Here is a 15,780-nt window from a genome sequence, read left to right as displayed (position 1 = left end):
CCGGGCGGTGGTGGAACCACTCGGGGTGCTTGTCGACCCAGGGGTGGTCCGGCGAGCACTGCAGGGCGAAGTCGAGCGCGACCTCCAGACCGAGTGCGGTCGCTTTCGCGACGAAGCGGTCGAAGTCCTCGATGGTGCCGAGGTCGGGGTTGATGGCGTCGTGGCCGCCCTCGGGGGAGCCGATGGCCCAGGGGACGCCGACGTCGTCGATCCCGGCGGACAGGGTGTTGTTGGGTCCCTTGCGGAAGGTGGTGCCGATCGGGTGGACCGGCGGCAGGTAGACGACGTCGAAGCCCATCGCGGCGATCGCCGGCAGCCGTCGCGCGGCGGTCTCGAAGGTGCCGTGCGGGCGCTCGGGGGTGCCTTCGGAGCGGGGGAAGAACTCGTACCAGGAGCCGTACAGGGCGCGTTCCCGCTCCACCAGCAGTGGCAGCGGATCCGACGCGGTGACCAGATCCCGCAACGGATACCGCCCCAACACCGCGTCCACGTTCGCCGCGAACGCCGCCGCGAGCCGTGACACGGGCGGCAGCGAGTCGTCCCGCAGCGCCTCCGACGCGGCCAGCACGGTCGCCCGCTCCGTCTCGTCGGGCACTCCGGCGGCGGCACGTTCGTACAGCTCGCCGCCCTCCTCCAGGACCAGCCCGACGTCGATGCCGGCCGGAACCTTGATCCGGGCGGTGCGGCGCCAGGTGGCCACCGGATCGCTCCAGGCCTCCACGTGGAAGGTCCAGCGGCCCACCGCGGACGGTGTCACCTTGGCGCCCCAGCGGTCCATGCCGGGGGCGAGTTCGTGCATCGGCGTCCAGGGGCCGGGGCGGCCGTCGGGGTCGGTCAGCACGACATTGGCGGCCACGGAGTCATGGCCCTCGCGGAACACGGTGGCGGTGACCTCGAAGGTCTCACCCACGACCGCCTTCGCCGGGTGCCTGCCGCACTCCACGGCCGGCCGTACGTCCCGTACCGGGATACGGCCGATGGTCCCGGTGCCGGCACCGGCTTTGCTCTTGGTCCTGCCCATGGTTCACCTCCACCGTGCTCGAGGCCGGGCACAAGGCCCGGCCGGGGATTCGATCTTCGCCGGAAACCGGCTACCTGCCGGCATGGAAACGCCGCCGCCGTGATCTCGGCGGTCCTCTGCGGGCGGACACGCTCGCCGTGCGGGGCCGTTCGTCCTGCTCCAGGAGATAGGCGGCCGGAGTGATCCGCAGAAAGCGTTCGGCGGCGTCCACGGCCTCGCGGGCGCAGCGCTTTCCCATCAGCACACAGAGGGTGTAGCCGGTGTCCTCGAAAGTGGCACGCACCGTGAGGTCGGCCGGGGCCGCGAGCATGGCTCGTTCCCAGGCCCGGTATCGCCGCAGTTGCCGGGCGACTTCGGCTTTGGCCGGTAGCAACATGGGCCGCGTTCACCTTCCGGGCTCGATGAGCGTTTCCCGACCGTCGGGCGGACACCCGTGCGCGCAGGCGCACGGGTTCCGTTACGGGCATCGAGGTCTTCACACATGGTGCACGGTCGACGACGCAGCGTCCTGTTGGATCTTCAACTACCTCAGGTGTGTGCTCCTGTTGCACGAATGGCGTACCGCCCCCACCCTGGAGTGACTCAGAAGCGATCAGCGCTCACGCTCCGTCATCGGGGCCCGTCCCGCAGGGGCGAGGAGAGCGGGAGCTTTCGCGGTGAGGAGGTAAACGGTGAAGACCGCAGTGCCCTGCTACTACCACCTCGACGTGGAAGTCAGCCCCGAACGGGTGGGTCAGGTCAGCCGAATTCTGGCCGCCCACCTCCGGTACTGGGACCTGGAGACGCTTGTCGTGCCCGTCCGCCATGGCGCGGAGATGCTGTTGAGGGCCATCGACGAGCACGCCACGGACAAGAACATCTCGATCGAGATGTGGTGGAACGGCCAGCACCTCATCACGGCCGTCGGTGACAACGACCGCGCCCTGCGCCCGGACCACGAGCTGCGCGCCTGCCTGAGGCACATCGCCCTGACGAGTGATGGGTGGGGCTGCTGCGCCACCGAGTCCGGCAGCAAGGTCATCTGGTTCTCGCAGCGCGCCCGCGCCGGCGAACGCGCCCCGCTCGTACCGATCGCCCCCGCGCCCAGTCTGCGCGAGGCTCGCCGCGTCCCGCGCGACGTGCCCGAACCGGCCGTCGCGCACCCAGCGGGCGTCCGGGACGGCGTCCTGGAGGAGGCCCGGTGACCTCGCGCCGGCGCCGCGGCGACAACAGCCGAGGGGTGTCCGCCTGGAGCGGGCACCCCTACCCGCTGGGAGCCGCGTACGACGGCCGGGGCACCAACTTCGCCGTGTTCAGCGAGGTCGCCGAACGCGTCGAACTCGTCCTCGTCGACGACAAGGACCGGCACAGCACGGTTCCGCTGACCGAGGTCGACGGCTTCGTGTGGCACGGCTATCTGCCCGGCGTCGGCCCGGGACAGCGCTACGGCTACCGGGTGCACGGCCCCTGGGACCCGGGCCTGGGCCACCGGTGCAATCCGGCGAAGGTGCTGCTCGATCCGTACAGCCGTGCGGTGGACGGCCAGGTGGACAACCACACCTCCCTCTTCGAGCGCACCCCGGGCGCCCCGTCCCCGGCGGACAGCGCCGGGCACACCATGCTCGGCGTGGTCACCGAGCCGTACTTCGACTGGGGCGACGACAACCCGCCGAGACGGCCCTACGCCGACACCGTCATCTACGAGGCGCACGTACGGGGCCTGACCCGCAGTCACCCCGACATCCCGCCGGAGCTGCGCGGCACCTACGCCGGGCTGGCGCACCCCGCGATCGTCGAGCACCTCACCTCCCTCGGCGTCACCGCCGTCGAGCTGATGCCGGTGCACCAGTTCGTCCAGGACGGCGTGCTGCAGAGCCGCGGCCTGTCCAACTACTGGGGCTACAACACGATCGGCTTCTTCGCGCCGCACAACGCCTACGCCGCCCGCGGCACCCGCGGCCGGCAGGTCGACGAGTTCAAGTCGATGGTGAAGGCGCTGCACGCGGCCGGCCTCGAAGTGATCCTGGACGTGGTCTACAACCACACCGCCGAGGGCAACGAGCGCGGCCCGACCCTGTCCTTCCGCGGCATCGACAACGCCTCGTACTACCGCCTGGTGGACGGCGACTGGGCGCACTACTACGACACCACCGGCACCGGCAACAGCCTGCTGATGCGCCACCCGTACGTGCTTCAGTTGATCATGGACTCGCTGCGCTACTGGGTCACCGAGATGCACGTCGACGGCTTCCGCTTCGACCTCGCGGCCACCCTGGCCCGGCAGTTCCACGAGGTGGACCGGCTGTCGGCGTTCTTCGATCTGATCCAGCAGGACCCGGTGATCAGCCGGGTCAAGCTGATCGCCGAGCCGTGGGACGTGGGGGAGGGCGGCTACCAGGTGGGCAACTTCCCGCCGCTGTGGTCGGAGTGGAACGGCAAGTACCGGGACGCCGTACGGGACTTCTGGCGGGCCGAACCCGGCTCGCTCGGCGAGTTCGCGTCCCGGCTGACCGGCTCCTCCGACCTGTACGCGCACAGCCGGCGCCGCCCGCGCGCCAGCGTCAACTTCGTGACCGCGCACGACGGTTTCACGCTGCGCGACCTCGTCTCGTACAACGACAAGCACAACGAGGCCAACGGCGAGCACAACCGGGACGGCGAGAGCCACAACCGGTCCTGGAACTGCGGCGCCGAGGGCGAGACCAGCAACCCGGCCGTGCTCGCTCTGCGCGCCCGCCAGCAGCGCAACTTCCTCGCCACGCTGCTGCTGTCGCAGGGCATCCCGATGCTCTGCCACGGCGACGAACTCGGCCGCACCCAGCGCGGCAACAACAACGCCTACTGCCAGGACAACGAGGTCTCCTGGGTCGACTGGCGGCTCACCGACGACCAGCGCGCGCTCACCGACTTCACCCGCCACGTCATCGGCCTGCGGGCCGCCCACCCCGTGCTGCGCCGCCGCCGCTTCTTCCAGGGCGAGACCCCGACCCACCCCGACCAGCCGCTGCCCGACCTGGTGTGGCTGCTCCCCGACGGCCGCGAGATGACGCCGGACGACTGGCGCCGCTCCGACGCCCACGCGGTCGCCGCCTTCCTCAACGGCGACGCCATCGCCGAGCCGGACTGGTGCGGGCGGCCGGTCGTGGACGACTCGTTCTTGATGCTGCTCAACAGCTACTGGGAGCCGATGGAGTTCCAACTGCCGGACAGGACGTTCGGCGAACGCTGGACGACGCTCATCGACACCTCCGAACCGCAGGGCCCTCCGGACGAGTCGGAACACAAGGCGGGCACGGCCCTCCTGATCGAACGGCGCAGCCTGGTTCTGTTGTCGACAACCTCCCGGAAACGCCCCTGAGGGACGCCTGGCCGTGTCCGTTCACGGCTCCGCCGCGTCACAACACCTCTACCGCTCGCGGCGCGAAGTCACCGTGAACTGCGCCCCGTCCGGATCCCGCAGCACCGCCTCATCGCTGACCTTGGACAGCACACTGCCCCCGTTCACCTCCGCGGCCCGCGCACACTCCGCCACATCCGCGACCGCGAAGTGAACCTGCCAGTGCGGACGGATCGTCGGATCGGGCGCGGCACCCAGCGCCCCCGACTCGATGCGCGCCACGACGTCATCCCCGCTGCGCAGCACGACCTCGCCGCCCTCGTAGTGCACCTCGCAGTAGCCGGGCCCTTCGGTGGCCCAGTCGAGGACCTCGCCGTAGAACATGGCGGCGTCGAACGCGTCGCGGGTGTGCAGGCGGATGAACGTCGGCGCCGCCCGCCGCCAGGTCTCCCAGTTGGAGATGAGCTCCCCCTCCCAGATCCCGAACGTCGCACCGTCGCGGTCCGCCAGCAGCGCCGCCCGTCCCGGCGGCAGGGAGAGCGGCCCGACGGCAGCGGTGCCGCCGCGTTCCTGGACCCGGGCGACGGCCTCGTCCGCGCTCGGCACGGCGAAATAGGGAGTCCATGCCACGGCCATCTGCCACATCGTGGCGACGGCGGCGATCCCGGCCACCGGCACGTTCTGCACCAGCGCGACACGGAAACGGTCGCCCAGCTTGGCCGGCCGCCACCGCCACCCCAGTACGGCCGTGTAGAACGCCTGAGTGGCCTCCAGATCACGGCTGGTCAGGCTCACCCAGCAGGGAGCGCCGAACACGGAGTGTGTGGACACGACCTCGGCCGTGCTCCTGGGGGTTTTCGTATCGTTCATGGCAGTCGCGTCCTGGTCTCGCCCCACCGGCGGCCACCGGTCTGCTCCCAGTGTCCGGCCGGAACCGTCCCCGGGCCTGTCGAGTACCCCCGGCGGAGTGCCGAAACGGCCGATGTCCGTCCACTTGCTCACTGGCACCCGACCGGCGAAACGACGACGATGGAGGCGTGGCACCGGTACCGAACGAGCATGCCGACGAGACCGACCGGATTCTCGAACTGGAAGAGGAAGTCGACCAGCTCAAGGAGGCGGTGGTCTCGCACGCCGTCGTGGACCAGGCGATCGGCATGGTCGTCGCGCTGGCCCGCGTGGCGCCGGACGCGGGATGGGCGGTGCTGAAGGAGGTCTCCCAGCACACCAACATCAAGCTCCGCCGGGTCGCGGAACTGATTCTCGTCTGGGGCAGGGAGGGGAAGATGCCGCCCGAGATCCGCATCGCGTTCGAAGAGGCCCTGGAGCGTCACGGCCCGACGCAGATCCCGGGGGCGGCACAGGAGTGAGGCAGGTTCACCGCGCTTCGGCGAGCAGTTCCTCGCGCAACTGGGCGAAGCAGCAACTGAGCAGCCGGGAGACATGCATCTGTGAGATCCCGAGCTGGCTCGCGATGCGGCTCTGGGTCATCCCGCCGAAGAAGCGCAGGTAGAGGATCTTGCGCTCGCGCTCCGGAAGCCGTTGCAGGCACGGCTTGACGGAGACACGGTCGATGACCACCTCGAACGCCGGATCCGGCCCGCCGATCGCGTCCCCCAGCGCATAGCCGTCCGTACCCGGCATCTCCGCCTCCAGCGACAGCGCGGAGAAGCAGTCCAGGGCTTCCATCCCGGTGCGCACCTCGCCCTCGCTGAGCTGGGCGTGTTCCGCTATCTCGGGAATCGTGGGGGCGCGCCCCGGGGTGAGCTGCGACAGCTCCTTGGTGGAGCTGCGCACCCGGTTGCGCAGGTCCTGGACCCGGCGCGGCACATGCAGTGTCCACATGTGGTCGCGGAAGTGCCGCTTGATCTCACCGGTGATGGTGGGTACGGCATACGCCTCGAAGGCGTGACCGCGGGCCGGGTCGTAGTGGTCGACGGCCTTCACCAGGCCCAGGGCGGCCACCTGGTACAGGTCCTCCAGGGACTCGCCACGGCCCTTGAACCGGACGGCGATGCGCTCGGCCATGGGCAACCAGGCCTGAATCAGCTCGTCCTTGAGTGCTTTGCGCTCCGGCCCCTCGGGGAGGCCCACGAGCCGGGCGAAGGCTTCGGCAGTATCGGGCGCGTCGTCGTGCGGGTGCTGCTTCGTTCTGGTGGTGGCACTCATCCGTGCGCACCTCCCTCAGCAGGTGCTGACTGGACAGCATGGGAGGCGCGCACTCGGACCTCATGGAGGACACTCCAGGGGCCTGGTGGGCCGGCTCCCACGGACGTGCCTCCTGTCCGAAGCACAAACTGATGTATTCCCGCTAAATCGGAACCTGAAACACATTTCGTGAATGCGACTACATGTGAGGGGCCGGTGACTGTGTGTCCGTCTTGACCTCTGCCTGGCGAGGTTACCTCTGTTGCAGAGGTAACCTCGGTGATGTGGAACAGGAGACCTTCCCCGAGGACCTGGCCGACGCGCTCGTCGGCGTCCAGCGGCTGATCCGCCGCAGGCTGCGCCAGGAGATGCCCGCCCCGCCGTTGCGCACCGCCGAGGTGGAGCTCCTGCGGCTGGTCGCGGAACGGCCCGGCATCGGGATCTCGGAGGCGGCCAAGGAGCTGTATCTGGCGGGCAATTCGGTGTCGACACTGGTCAACCAGTTGGCCCGGCAGGGCTACCTGGTCCGCGAGACGGACCCGGCCGACCGGCGCGCCGCCCGACTGCTGCCCACCCCCGCGGCCGAGGCCCGGCTGGGCGAATGGCGCAGACGGCGCGCGGATCTCGTACGGCGCCAGGTGTCCCGCCTCGACGTGGCGGACCGCGAGACGCTGCTCGCGGCAGTCCCGGCGCTGCGCAGACTGGCCGGCACCCTGCGCGAGGAGGCGGAGCGACCATGACACGACACACCGCCGAGGCCGTGGCCTGCACCGGGCTCGCCTACGCCTTCGGCGAGACCAACGCGGTGGACGGACTCGACCTGACGGTGCGCGAGGGCGAGGTCTTCGGGCTGCTCGGTCCCAACGGCGCCGGAAAGACCACCGCGATCCGCTGCATCACCACCCTCCTGCCGGTGCCCGCCGGCATGGTCCGCGTCTTCGGGCACGACACCGCGGACGACCGTATGGCCGTACGCCGGCTGCTCGGCTACGTCCCGCAGCAACTGTCCGCCGACGCGAGCCTCACCGGCCGCGAGAACGTCGCCCTGTTCGCCCGCGTCTTCGACGTGCCCCGCCGCGAACGCGCCGCACGGGTCGGCCAGGCCCTGGCCGCAGTCGGCCTCACCGGCGCCGCCGACCGGCTCGCCGGCACCTACTCCGGCGGCATGGTCCGCCGCCTCGAACTCGCCCAGGCCCTGGTCAGCGCTCCCCGTCTGCTGATCCTCGACGAGCCGACCATCGGCCTCGACCCGATCGCCCGCACCGGCGTGTGGGAGCACATCGGCGCCGTCCGTGCCGCCACCGGCATGACGGTCCTGGTCACCACTCACTACATGGACGAGGCCGACCAGTACTGCGACCGGGTCGGCCTCATGCACCACGGCCGCATCCGCGCCCTCGGGACCCCGGCCGAACTCAGGGCAGGGCTCGGCGCGCGCCGCCGCGCCGAGGGGGCGGCCGACACCGACCCGCTGCCCACGCTGGAGGACGTCTTCCGTGACATCGCCGGCAGCGGACTCGACGAGAGTTCAGGAGACTTCCGCGATGTCCGAAGCACCCGCCGCACCGCCCGCCGTGTCGGCTGACCGGGCCCATCCCGACGGCATCGACCTGCTGCTGCGACCGCCCACGCCCCGCGCCGGCTGGCGCGTGCTGCCCGCCCGTGTCGTCGCGATGTGCGCCGTCGAACTCCAGAAGCTGCGCCACGACCGCACCGAGCTGTACACCCGCGCGGTCCAGCCCGCCCTCTGGCTGCTGATCTTCGGCCAGACCTTCACCCGGATCAAGGCGATCCCCACCGACGGCATCCCCTACATCGACTATCTGGCGCCCGGCATCATCGCCCAGTCCGCCATGTTCATCGCCATCTTCTACGGCATCCAGATCATCTGGGAGCGCGACGCCGGCCTCCTGAACAAGCTGCTGGTCACCCCGACCCCGCGCTCGGCCCTGATCACCGGCAAGGCGTTCGCGGCCGGGGTCAAGTCCCTGATCCAGGCCGTCGTCGTGATCGTCATCGCCGCGCTGCTCGGCGTCGCGCTGACCTGGAACCCGCTGAAGCTGCTCGGCGTCGCCGCGGTCGTCGTCCTCGGCTCCGCCTTCTTCGCCTGTCTGTCGATGACCATCGCCGGCGTCGTCCTCAGCCGCGACCGGCTGATGGGCTTCGGGCAGGCCATCACGATGCCGCTGTTCTTCGGCTCCAACGCCCTGTATCCACTGTCGGTGATGCCGGGCTGGCTCCAGGCGGTCAGCAAGGCCAACCCGCTCAGCTACCAGGTCGACGCCCTGCGCGGCCTGCTCCTGGGCACCCCCGCCCACCTCGCGCTCGACTTCGCGGTCCTGCTTGTGGCCGCCGCCCTCGGCATCACGGCGGCCTCCTCGCTGCTGGGCCGGCTGGCGCGCTGATCTTGGCGCGGAAACGAGGTGCGCGGAACGTGATGTGCGGCACGTGGGTGACCACCCTCGCAGGGCCCGGAAGCCGATTCTTCCTGCCCACGGCTTGATCGGTGATCAAGGGGGCGAATGGGCAGGCCACAGCGCATTCTGCTCATTTGACAGTGCACTGAGCGCAAAGATAGGAAGCAGCTCTCTGGGTCGAGAGGTGGATTGTGTACGAGCCGAACGTGGTCGGGGACTGGCACGAGTACGACGAGCATGCCGGTCTGCGTGTCCGCGTCCACCGCCTGGAGGCCGCCGAGCCGCCGCGGGGACGGGACGACGCCGCCGAGGGGCTGGCGTACTTCCGGGTTCGGGTCACCGTCGAAAACCGCGGCGAGCGGCACCTCGGCATCCACCTCGAGGACGGCCAGATCGACGTGCGGATCGGCGGCGACGGCGAGGCCGCGTTCATCGACTGGCGCAACTCGCAGTTCATCGAGGGCTTCGACGTCTACCCGCTGCGCCGGGCCACCGCCGTGCTGTACGCGGCCGGGCCGGAGGCGAGCCTGAGCCAGGTCGACGTGCAGATCCAACTGCGCGTCGAGGAGGAGTGGGCGGACCGCCGGCTGTGGACCGGCGGCGTCGGCATGGCGGAGAACTCCGTCGGCGCCCACGCCGCCACCCTGCGTGACGGCCTCGCGCTCCAGGTCAGCAACTTCCTGCGGGAGCAGGCCGAAGAGGGCACCGCCTGACGAGCCTCAGGTCGGTGCCCGCCCGGCTCAGTGCGGGATGCCGTCGATGATCTCGCGGGCGCCCTGACGCAGCAGCGCGACCGCGACCGACGTACCCAGCGTGGCCGGATCCAGTCGGCCGGCCCACTCGTGGGCGTTCAGCCGCGTCTTTCCGTCCGGGGTGAACACGCAGGCCCGCAGGGACAGTTCACCACTGCGGTCCACGCGTGCGTACCCGGCGATCGGGCTGTTGCAGTGGCCCTGGAGGACGTGCAGGAACATGCGCTCGGCGGTGGCCTCCCGGTAGGTGTCCGGGTCGCCGAGGCCGCTGACGACGTCGATGAGCTCGGTGTCGCCCTCCCGGCACTGGAGCGCCAGGATGCCCGCGCCGATGGGCGGCATCATCACCTCGGGGGAGAGGACCTCGCTGATCACGTCGGTGCGGCCGATGCGCTCCAGGCCGGCCACCGCGAGCAGCAGCGCGTCCGCCTCGCCGGCCGCGAGCTTCTCCAGCCGCCGGTTGGCGTTGCCGCGGAACGGCACGCACTGAAGGTGCGGGTGGGTGGCGGCCAACTGCGCGACCCGGCGCACCGACGAGGTGCCGATCCGGGTACCGTCGGGCAGCTCGTCCAGTGTGAGCCCGCCCGGGTGGATCAGGGCGTCGCGGACGTCGTCCCGCTTCAGGAACGCGGCGAACGTCGTCCCCGCGGGCAGCGGCCGATCGGCGGGGATGTCCTTCACGCAGTGCACGGCGAGATCGGCCTCGCCCGCCAGCAGGGCGGCGTCCACCTCCTTGGTGAACGCGCCCTTGCCCTCGACCTGGGACAGGTCGCCCATCCACTTGTCGCCGGTCGTCTTCACGGGCACGACCTCGGTGCGCACACCGGGATACAGGGCCGCCAACTCGGCGCGGACACGCTCCACTTGGGCGAGCGCCATCGGCGAGTCGCGGGAGACGATTCGGATCAGTTCAGGGGCGGACATGACGACACGATAGACCGTCACAAGTCCGCGCTCGTACGCCACCGGCCGATTCCCGCTCCACTCCCCGCCCGCGCCGGCCGGGTCTGTACCATCAGCGCGGCCACCGAGAACAGCCCTCCGGCCAGGAACGTGCCGCGCACCCCGACCACGGGCAGCAGTCCGCCCCCGAGCAGAGCGCCGGCGGCGATGCCCACGTTGTAAGCGGCCGAGTTGGCGGCGAGGGCGGTCTCGGTCCGGCCCGGCGCGACCCTCAGCACCTGGTTCTGCGTCGCCATGAAGACGGTCGCGACCGAAGCGCCCAGCACCATGATCAGCACCACGCTCGCCGCCCGCACGTGGCCCGTCGCCCACAGGCCGAGCAGCGCCACCGCCTGGGCCGCCACCGGGACGGTCAGCGTGGCCCGCGGCAAGCGGTCGAGGAGCGGCCCGGTCACGGCGACGCCCGCCAGCGCCGCCCCGCCGAACGCGAACAGCACCGCACTGACCGCGCCCGCGCCGAACCCGCTGACCTCGTCGAGGAAAGCGACGACATACGTGAATCCCGCGAAGGCACCGGTCACCGACAGGGCGGTCACCGCCAGCACAGCGCGGAACCCGCGCCGGTCCGGGGCGGTGCCGTACGCGGCATGACCGTCCTGCGGACGGGACGTCGGCAAAAGCGCGGCGATCGTCACCAGCGAGACGAGTGCGAGCACCCCGAGCAGTACGAAGGGCGTGCGCCAGTCGGTGTGCCCGCCCAGCCAGGTCCCGGCCGGCACGCCGGCCACCGTGGCCAGGGAACCGCCGACGGACAGCACGCCGATCACGCGTCCGCGGCGCCCGGGCGCGAACATGCCGACCGCCACCGGGCCCATCACCGACCAGAACACCGCCTGCGCCAGCGCCGTCGCCACCCGCGCCGCCAGCAGCACCGCGTACGACACGCCACCCAGCGCCGACACCCAGCTCGCAACGGCGAGCAGCCCCAGGATCCCCGTGAGCAGATACCGGCGCGGCATCGACCGGGTGACCTGGACGAGCGGCAGCGAGGCGAGGGCCACGGTCAGGCCGTACCCGGTGACCAGGGCGCCCACGGCGGCGAGCGACACCCGCAGATCGTCGGCCATCAGCGCGAGCAGCCCGACCGGCAGGTTCTCGGTGGTGTTGAAGGTGAACGCCGCGAGCATCAGCGCCGCGACGACGGCAGCGCGCCGCCATGGCGCAGGACCTGTGCCGCCCATCCGACCTCCTTTTCGACAGGGGGAGCCGGGGGTAAGCGTGCGGGGCCGCGGCAGGCGCGCTCTACTCTTTCGGTCCAGGACGAATCGCCGCTCACGACGGGGGTCGCCATGCCGCTCGCCCTGCATCTCGGCACCGACGACCTGACGCGCTGCCGGTTCGCGATCTCGCCGCTGTGCCAGACCCACGAGGCGCTGCGGATGCTGCGCCGGCCCGCCCGGCACGGCTACCACCGCACCTGGCTGCGCCGTATGCGCCGTACGCTCGCCGGCCTCGACCTGGTACCCCTGTGGCTGTTCGTCCCACCCGCCGGCGGCTACACCCCCGACTTCCTGGGCGCGCCCCCGAAGGAGCCGTACCCGTCCTTCGACGACGAGCTCGCCCGGATGCGCGCCACCGACCCGGCCCTGGCCCACGCGGAGATGACCCGCTCCCTGGCCTGCGTCCCCGGACTCGCCGACTCATCCCAGGGCCGGGCCGCGCTCGACGACCCCGCCGCCACCGTGCGGCGCCTTGCCGACCTCACCGAACGGGCCTGGCACGCGCTGCTCGCCCCGGACTGGCCGCGACACCGCGCCGTACTGGAGGCGGACATCGCGCACCGCTCGCGCCGGGCGGCCGACGGCGGCCTCGACGCGCTCCTCACCGGCCTGCACCCGGCCGTCGACTGGGCTGGCCACACCCTCACCCTGCGCCGCTACGACGAACTGGCGGACGCCCAGCGCCCGGACGGCAGGGGAGTGCTGCTCATGCCGAGCGTGTTCGTGTGGCCGGACGTGGTCAGCGGTTTCGCCCGGCCCTGGCAGCCGACGGTCATCTACCCCGCGCGTGGCATGGGCCGCCTGCACGACGCGTCGCCGCCGCGTCCACCGCGGGCGCTCGCCAAGCTGCTCGGCCACCAGCGCGCTGCCGTCCTCGCGGGGCTCACCGCGCCCTCCTCGACGACGGAGCTGGCCCGCCGTCACGGCCTGGCCCCGTCGACCGTGTCGGCCCACCTGTCCACGCTGCGGGAGGCCGGGCTGCTGGAGTCCCGGCGCCAGGGCCACTACGTCCTGTACGCACGAACGCCCCTGGGCGACGCCCTCGTGGAGGGGGACGTCGGCCCAGGGGCGGATTGAGCGGCAAGTGCCCGACGGCTCAGGCGTTCGGGTCGAAGGAGATGCCGGACGGCTTTGCCGACGACAGGTGGGACGCGAAGCTGCCGTCCTTCAGGCCGAAGTTGGCGCTGCCGAAGTTGTATGCGACGAGCTTGTCGCGCACGCCCGCCGGGTAGCCGTTCCAGCCGACCAGCGGCGGGTACTGCCAGGTGCCCTTGTGGTTCTCCGGCGGCTCGTCGTTCGAGTTCGCCAGCCGGAAGCAGTGCGTGCTGATGCCGTCCTTGTGGTACACGATCTTGGCGTGCGTGCCGTCGAAGCGCACCGAGGACGCGGCGTGCACCGTGAACGAGCCGTGGTTGGACGTCGACACGTACTGCACCGCGTTGTTCTGTACCCACACCACGACGTGCTCCCAGTCGTGCCGGTGCCCGCCGATGCTGCTGCCCGCGACCGCCTGGTCCTTCTCGAAGTACAGGCCGTAGATGTACGCGCACCAGCCGTTGTTGCACTTGTAGCGCGAGTAGCTGTTGGTGTTGTCGAGGTCCGAGGCGTCACGGCACTGGCCGTTGAGCGCACCGGTCGGGTTGAGGCCGCCGTTGACGGTGCCGTCCGGGCCGATGGCCGGGGTGGAGTAGCACCCGTCGGTGTCGTAGTCGAAGGCCGGCTGATACGTCCGCTCGCCCGACTCGGCGTTGGCGGGCAGGGCCCCGGGCGGCGCGGCGAAGGCGGCGCTGGGGAAAGCGATGACAAGGGCGGCGGCACCGGCGAGCCCGGTGAGCCATCTCTTGCTGTGGGTGCGGAACGACTGTGACGCCACTGCGTCCTCCTCCTGGAACGGCGCAGCCCAACGGCTATGGGGGGATGGGCAGTTCAGGATCCCGGCGTTTCACAGCGGTGCCAAGAGGCACGGGCGTACCACTGGTAACGATCAGCACAACAATCGGCGCCGGGGAAAGGCACCTTGGACCTCGCCGACCGGCCTGATCAGGCGCTCGCGAGCCGGGTCCGAAACCCCGTCAGGCGCTGTCCTGCGGCAGCCAGGCCGCCGATTCCTCCGGCGTCAGGTCCGGTCGAAGCCGCAGCCAGGAAGGCTGGCGCAGCATCCCGGACCGGGTGCGGACGCTGTAGCGCACCTCGCCGACCAGCCGGGGCAGCACCCAGTGCGCGCCCGCCGCTCGGGGCACCGGATCGAACGGGCACCCGTCCGTCGCGACGGCCCGCAGCAGTTCGGCCAGCTCGGTCCGCTCGGCCTCGCTCCAGCCGGTGCCCACGCCGCCGACGTACCGCAGCCGGCGGTCGGCCGCGAACTGCCCGACCAGCAGCGCGCCCGGCAGGCCGGTGAGCCGGCCCTTGCCGGGCAGCCAGCCGCCCACGACGACGTCCTCACTGCGCATGTTGCGGATCTTGACCCAGGCGCGGGAGCGCACCCCGGGCTCGTACAGCGAGTCCAGCCGCTTGCAGACCAGCCCCTCCAGACCGTGGTCCCGGGTGGCCGCCAGCGCCTCGGCCCCGTGTCCCACGACGGCACCGGGCGTCGACCAGAACGGCCCGTTCAGGCCGAGGTCCTCCAGTTGCCCGCGCCGCCGGGAGTAGGGGACCTTCAGCAGGGAGCGGCCCGCCAGGTGCATCACGTCGAACAGCACCAGATGCGCGGGAGTCTGCGCGGCCATCCGGGCGGCCCGTGCGGGCGAGTGCGCCAGCCCCATCCGGGACTGGAGTAACTGGAAGTCGGCACGCCCCTCTTCGTCCAGCGCCAGGATCTCCCCGTCCAGCACGGCGGGCGTGGTGCCGAGCGCGTCGCCCAGCGGCCGCAGCTCGGGGTAGGCAGCCGTGATGTCCTCGCCGGAGCGGGCGCGCAGCAGCAGGGTGCCGTCACCCGCCGCGTAGACCACCGCGCGCTGGCCGTCCTGCTTGGTCTCGTACGCCCAGCGGGCGTCCTGGGCGGTGGGCGGGAGTTTGCCGGGCGTGGCGAGCATCGGAGGGATCAGCGGCAGGCTCACGGGTCAGTTCTCGACACGCCCGCCCGCCGCCACGCGCACCGGCCGCCGATTTCCCCTGAACGGCGGTCGGGGCGTCACTCGCCCCCGTTCGGCGGAACGGCCCGCACGAGGCCCGACTGATAGGCCATGACGACGAGTTGGGCACGGTCGCGGGCACCCAGCTTCGTCATGGCGCGATGCACATGGGTGCGTACGGTCAGCGGGCTGACGTAGAGCTTCCCGGCGATCTCCTCGTTGGAGTGGCCCTCGGCCACCCAGGCCATGACCTCCCGTTCGCGGGCGGTGAGGGCGGCCAGGTGCTGCGGAGCGGCCGACTGGGCGCTCTCGGCGGGGGAGGACAGGAACCGGGTGATCAGGGTGCGGGTCGCCGCGGCGGAGAGCAGGGACTCGCCGGCGGCCACCGTGCGGATGCCGGCGAGCAGCACGTCCGCGGTGACGTCCTTGCCGAGGAAGCCGCTCGCCCCGGCCCGCAGCGCCTGCGCGACGTACTCGTCTATCTCGAACGTGGTCAGGATCAGCACCCGCACCGCCGTGAGATCCGGGTCGGCGCAGATCGCGGAGGTGGCCGCGAGCCCGTCGGTGCCGGGCATCCGGATGTCCATCAGGACCAGGTCGGGGCGGTGGATCCGGGCGAGTTCGAGGGCCTCGGTGCCGTCGGTGGCCTCGCCGACCACCTCCATGTCCGCGCAGGAGTCGATCAGGATCCGGAAGGTGGCCCGCAGCAGGGCCTGGTCGTCGGCGAGCAGTACACGGATCGTCATGGGTGGTGCTTCTTCCGGCTCCGGATCATCGGTCGGCCCTCAGCGTGGCGGTTTCGGCCCGCCGCGTCGTCGTCCGTCTGCCGACAATCACCCCTACTCGCAACGCAGTATGTCCCGCGCCCACGT

Annotated in this window: 17 protein-coding genes; 8 read left to right on the top strand and 9 right to left on the bottom strand. The window is 71.3% G+C overall.

What is annotated here, in order from left to right; translation table 11 throughout:
• Both ACZ69Q_RS31470 and ACZ69Q_RS31465 read right to left on the bottom strand, forming a co-directional pair.
• A partial coding sequence (locus ACZ69Q_RS31470) for a maltotransferase domain-containing protein (RefSeq protein ID WP_471048242.1) occupies positions 1 to 1,021 on the bottom strand: 1,021 nt, incomplete at its 3' end.
• Between the two features lie 70 nt (positions 1,022 to 1,091).
• Complete coding sequence (locus ACZ69Q_RS31465; RefSeq protein WP_471048239.1) at positions 1,092 to 1,397, bottom strand: DUF5133 domain-containing protein; 306 nt, start codon at positions 1,395 to 1,397, stop codon at positions 1,092 to 1,094.
• Between the two features lie 295 nt (positions 1,398 to 1,692).
• Between ACZ69Q_RS31465 and ACZ69Q_RS31460 the strand changes: the two genes are divergently transcribed.
• Together ACZ69Q_RS31460 and glgX are read left to right on the top strand one after the other, a co-directional pair.
• Positions 1,693 to 2,205 (top strand): pep a2, encoded by a 513-nt coding sequence (locus tag ACZ69Q_RS31460; protein WP_471048237.1) that lies wholly within the window; start codon positions 1,693 to 1,695, stop codon positions 2,203 to 2,205.
• Entirely contained in the window at positions 2,202 to 4,358 is a 2,157-nt protein-coding gene (glgX, locus tag ACZ69Q_RS31455) for a glycogen debranching protein GlgX (RefSeq protein ID WP_471048234.1), read from the top strand. The genes ACZ69Q_RS31460 and glgX overlap by 4 nt, the downstream gene beginning before the upstream one ends.
• Positions 4,359 to 4,406: 48 nt before the next feature.
• Here the strand turns inward: glgX and ACZ69Q_RS31450 are convergent, their stop codons facing one another.
• On the bottom strand, positions 4,407 to 5,207 hold the full coding sequence (locus ACZ69Q_RS31450; protein ID WP_471048232.1) for a VOC family protein: 801 nt from the start codon (positions 5,205 to 5,207) through the stop codon (positions 4,407 to 4,409).
• A gap of 167 nt (positions 5,208 to 5,374) precedes the next feature.
• Between ACZ69Q_RS31450 and ACZ69Q_RS31445 the strand changes: the two genes are divergently transcribed.
• Positions 5,375 to 5,707 carry an ANTAR domain-containing protein gene (locus tag ACZ69Q_RS31445; protein WP_471048228.1) on the top strand — a complete coding sequence of 111 codons (333 nt, stop codon included), beginning with the start codon at positions 5,375 to 5,377 and terminating at the stop codon, positions 5,705 to 5,707.
• A 7-nt stretch (positions 5,708 to 5,714) separates the two neighbouring features.
• Here ACZ69Q_RS31445 and ACZ69Q_RS31440 read toward each other — a convergent pair whose 3' ends face one another.
• The gene (locus ACZ69Q_RS31440; protein ID WP_471048226.1) at positions 5,715 to 6,506 is read right to left on the bottom strand and encodes an RNA polymerase sigma factor SigF; all 792 of its coding nucleotides are present in this window, start codon (positions 6,504 to 6,506) and stop codon (positions 5,715 to 5,717) included.
• A gap of 263 nt (positions 6,507 to 6,769) precedes the next feature.
• Between ACZ69Q_RS31440 and ACZ69Q_RS31435 the strand changes: the two genes are divergently transcribed.
• The 4 genes from ACZ69Q_RS31435 (at position 6,770) to ACZ69Q_RS31420 (ending at position 9,615) form a co-directional block, all read left to right on the top strand.
• Positions 6,770 to 7,225 carry a MarR family winged helix-turn-helix transcriptional regulator gene (locus ACZ69Q_RS31435; RefSeq protein WP_471048223.1) on the top strand — a complete coding sequence of 152 codons (456 nt, stop codon included), beginning with the start codon at positions 6,770 to 6,772 and terminating at the stop codon, positions 7,223 to 7,225.
• The gene (locus ACZ69Q_RS31430) at positions 7,222 to 8,070 is read left to right on the top strand and encodes an ABC transporter ATP-binding protein (protein ID WP_471048221.1); all 849 of its coding nucleotides are present in this window, start codon (positions 7,222 to 7,224) and stop codon (positions 8,068 to 8,070) included. Before ACZ69Q_RS31435 ends, ACZ69Q_RS31430 begins: the two co-directional genes overlap by 4 nt.
• A complete protein-coding gene (locus tag ACZ69Q_RS31425; protein WP_471048219.1) occupies positions 8,030 to 8,890 on the top strand; it encodes an ABC transporter permease in 861 nt (286 codons plus the stop codon). Before ACZ69Q_RS31430 ends, ACZ69Q_RS31425 begins: the two co-directional genes overlap by 41 nt.
• A gap of 203 nt (positions 8,891 to 9,093) precedes the next feature.
• Positions 9,094 to 9,615, top strand: a complete 522-nt coding sequence (locus ACZ69Q_RS31420) for a hypothetical protein (RefSeq protein ID WP_471048215.1) — start codon at positions 9,094 to 9,096, stop codon at positions 9,613 to 9,615.
• A 27-nt stretch (positions 9,616 to 9,642) separates the two neighbouring features.
• Here the strand turns inward: ACZ69Q_RS31420 and hemC are convergent, their stop codons facing one another.
• Together hemC and ACZ69Q_RS31410 are read right to left on the bottom strand one after the other, a co-directional pair.
• On the bottom strand, positions 9,643 to 10,578 hold the full coding sequence (hemC, locus tag ACZ69Q_RS31415; protein ID WP_471048212.1) for a hydroxymethylbilane synthase: 936 nt from the start codon (positions 10,576 to 10,578) through the stop codon (positions 9,643 to 9,645).
• 17 nt (positions 10,579 to 10,595) lie between these two features.
• Positions 10,596 to 11,798 carry an MFS transporter gene (locus tag ACZ69Q_RS31410; RefSeq protein ID WP_471048209.1) on the bottom strand — a complete coding sequence of 401 codons (1,203 nt, stop codon included), beginning with the start codon at positions 11,796 to 11,798 and terminating at the stop codon, positions 10,596 to 10,598.
• Positions 11,799 to 11,906: 108 nt separating this feature from the next.
• Between ACZ69Q_RS31410 and ACZ69Q_RS31405 the strand changes: the two genes are divergently transcribed.
• Entirely contained in the window at positions 11,907 to 12,914 is a 1,008-nt protein-coding gene (locus tag ACZ69Q_RS31405) for an ArsR/SmtB family transcription factor (RefSeq protein ID WP_471048206.1), read from the top strand.
• 19 nt (positions 12,915 to 12,933) lie between these two features.
• Here ACZ69Q_RS31405 and ACZ69Q_RS31400 read toward each other — a convergent pair whose 3' ends face one another.
• The 3 genes from ACZ69Q_RS31400 to ACZ69Q_RS31390 form a co-directional block, all read right to left on the bottom strand.
• Entirely contained in the window at positions 12,934 to 13,710 is a 777-nt protein-coding gene (locus ACZ69Q_RS31400) for an NPP1 family protein (protein WP_471048203.1), read from the bottom strand.
• 199 nt (positions 13,711 to 13,909) lie between these two features.
• Positions 13,910 to 14,893, bottom strand: a complete 984-nt coding sequence (gene ligD, locus ACZ69Q_RS31395; protein ID WP_471048200.1) for a non-homologous end-joining DNA ligase — start codon at positions 14,891 to 14,893, stop codon at positions 13,910 to 13,912.
• A 74-nt stretch (positions 14,894 to 14,967) separates the two neighbouring features.
• Positions 14,968 to 15,654 carry a response regulator transcription factor gene (locus tag ACZ69Q_RS31390; RefSeq protein WP_471048197.1) on the bottom strand — a complete coding sequence of 229 codons (687 nt, stop codon included), beginning with the start codon at positions 15,652 to 15,654 and terminating at the stop codon, positions 14,968 to 14,970.
• Positions 15,655 to 15,780 lie beyond the last annotated feature (126 nt).

Source organism: Streptomyces sp. NPDC036764, assembly GCF_055609385.1.
The sequence above is the reverse complement of the archived record's forward strand: the minus strand, read 5'-3'. Positions and strand labels throughout refer to the sequence as shown.

What these genes read in the sequence shown, in the direction of transcription:
- ACZ69Q_RS31465 (WP_471048239.1), bottom strand. Translation starts at nt 1,397, where the DNA reads ATGTTGCTACCGGCCAAAGCCGAAGTCGCCCGGCAACTGCGGCGATAC.
- ACZ69Q_RS31450 (WP_471048232.1), bottom strand. Translation starts at nt 5,207, where the DNA reads ATGAACGATACGAAAACCCCCAGGAGCACGGCCGAGGTCGTGTCCACA.
- ACZ69Q_RS31440 (WP_471048226.1), bottom strand. Translation starts at nt 6,506, where the DNA reads ATGAGTGCCACCACCAGAACGAAGCAGCACCCGCACGACGACGCGCCC.
- ACZ69Q_RS31430 (WP_471048221.1), top strand. Translation starts at nt 7,222, where the DNA reads ATGACACGACACACCGCCGAGGCCGTGGCCTGCACCGGGCTCGCCTAC.
- ACZ69Q_RS31425 (WP_471048219.1), top strand. Translation starts at nt 8,030, where the DNA reads ATGTCCGAAGCACCCGCCGCACCGCCCGCCGTGTCGGCTGACCGGGCC.
- hemC (WP_471048212.1), bottom strand. Translation starts at nt 10,578, where the DNA reads ATGTCCGCCCCTGAACTGATCCGAATCGTCTCCCGCGACTCGCCGATG.
- ACZ69Q_RS31410 (WP_471048209.1), bottom strand. Translation starts at nt 11,798, where the DNA reads ATGGGCGGCACAGGTCCTGCGCCATGGCGGCGCGCTGCCGTCGTCGCG.
- ACZ69Q_RS31405 (WP_471048206.1), top strand. Translation starts at nt 11,907, where the DNA reads ATGCCGCTCGCCCTGCATCTCGGCACCGACGACCTGACGCGCTGCCGG.
- ACZ69Q_RS31390 (WP_471048197.1), bottom strand. Translation starts at nt 15,654, where the DNA reads ATGACGATCCGTGTACTGCTCGCCGACGACCAGGCCCTGCTGCGGGCC.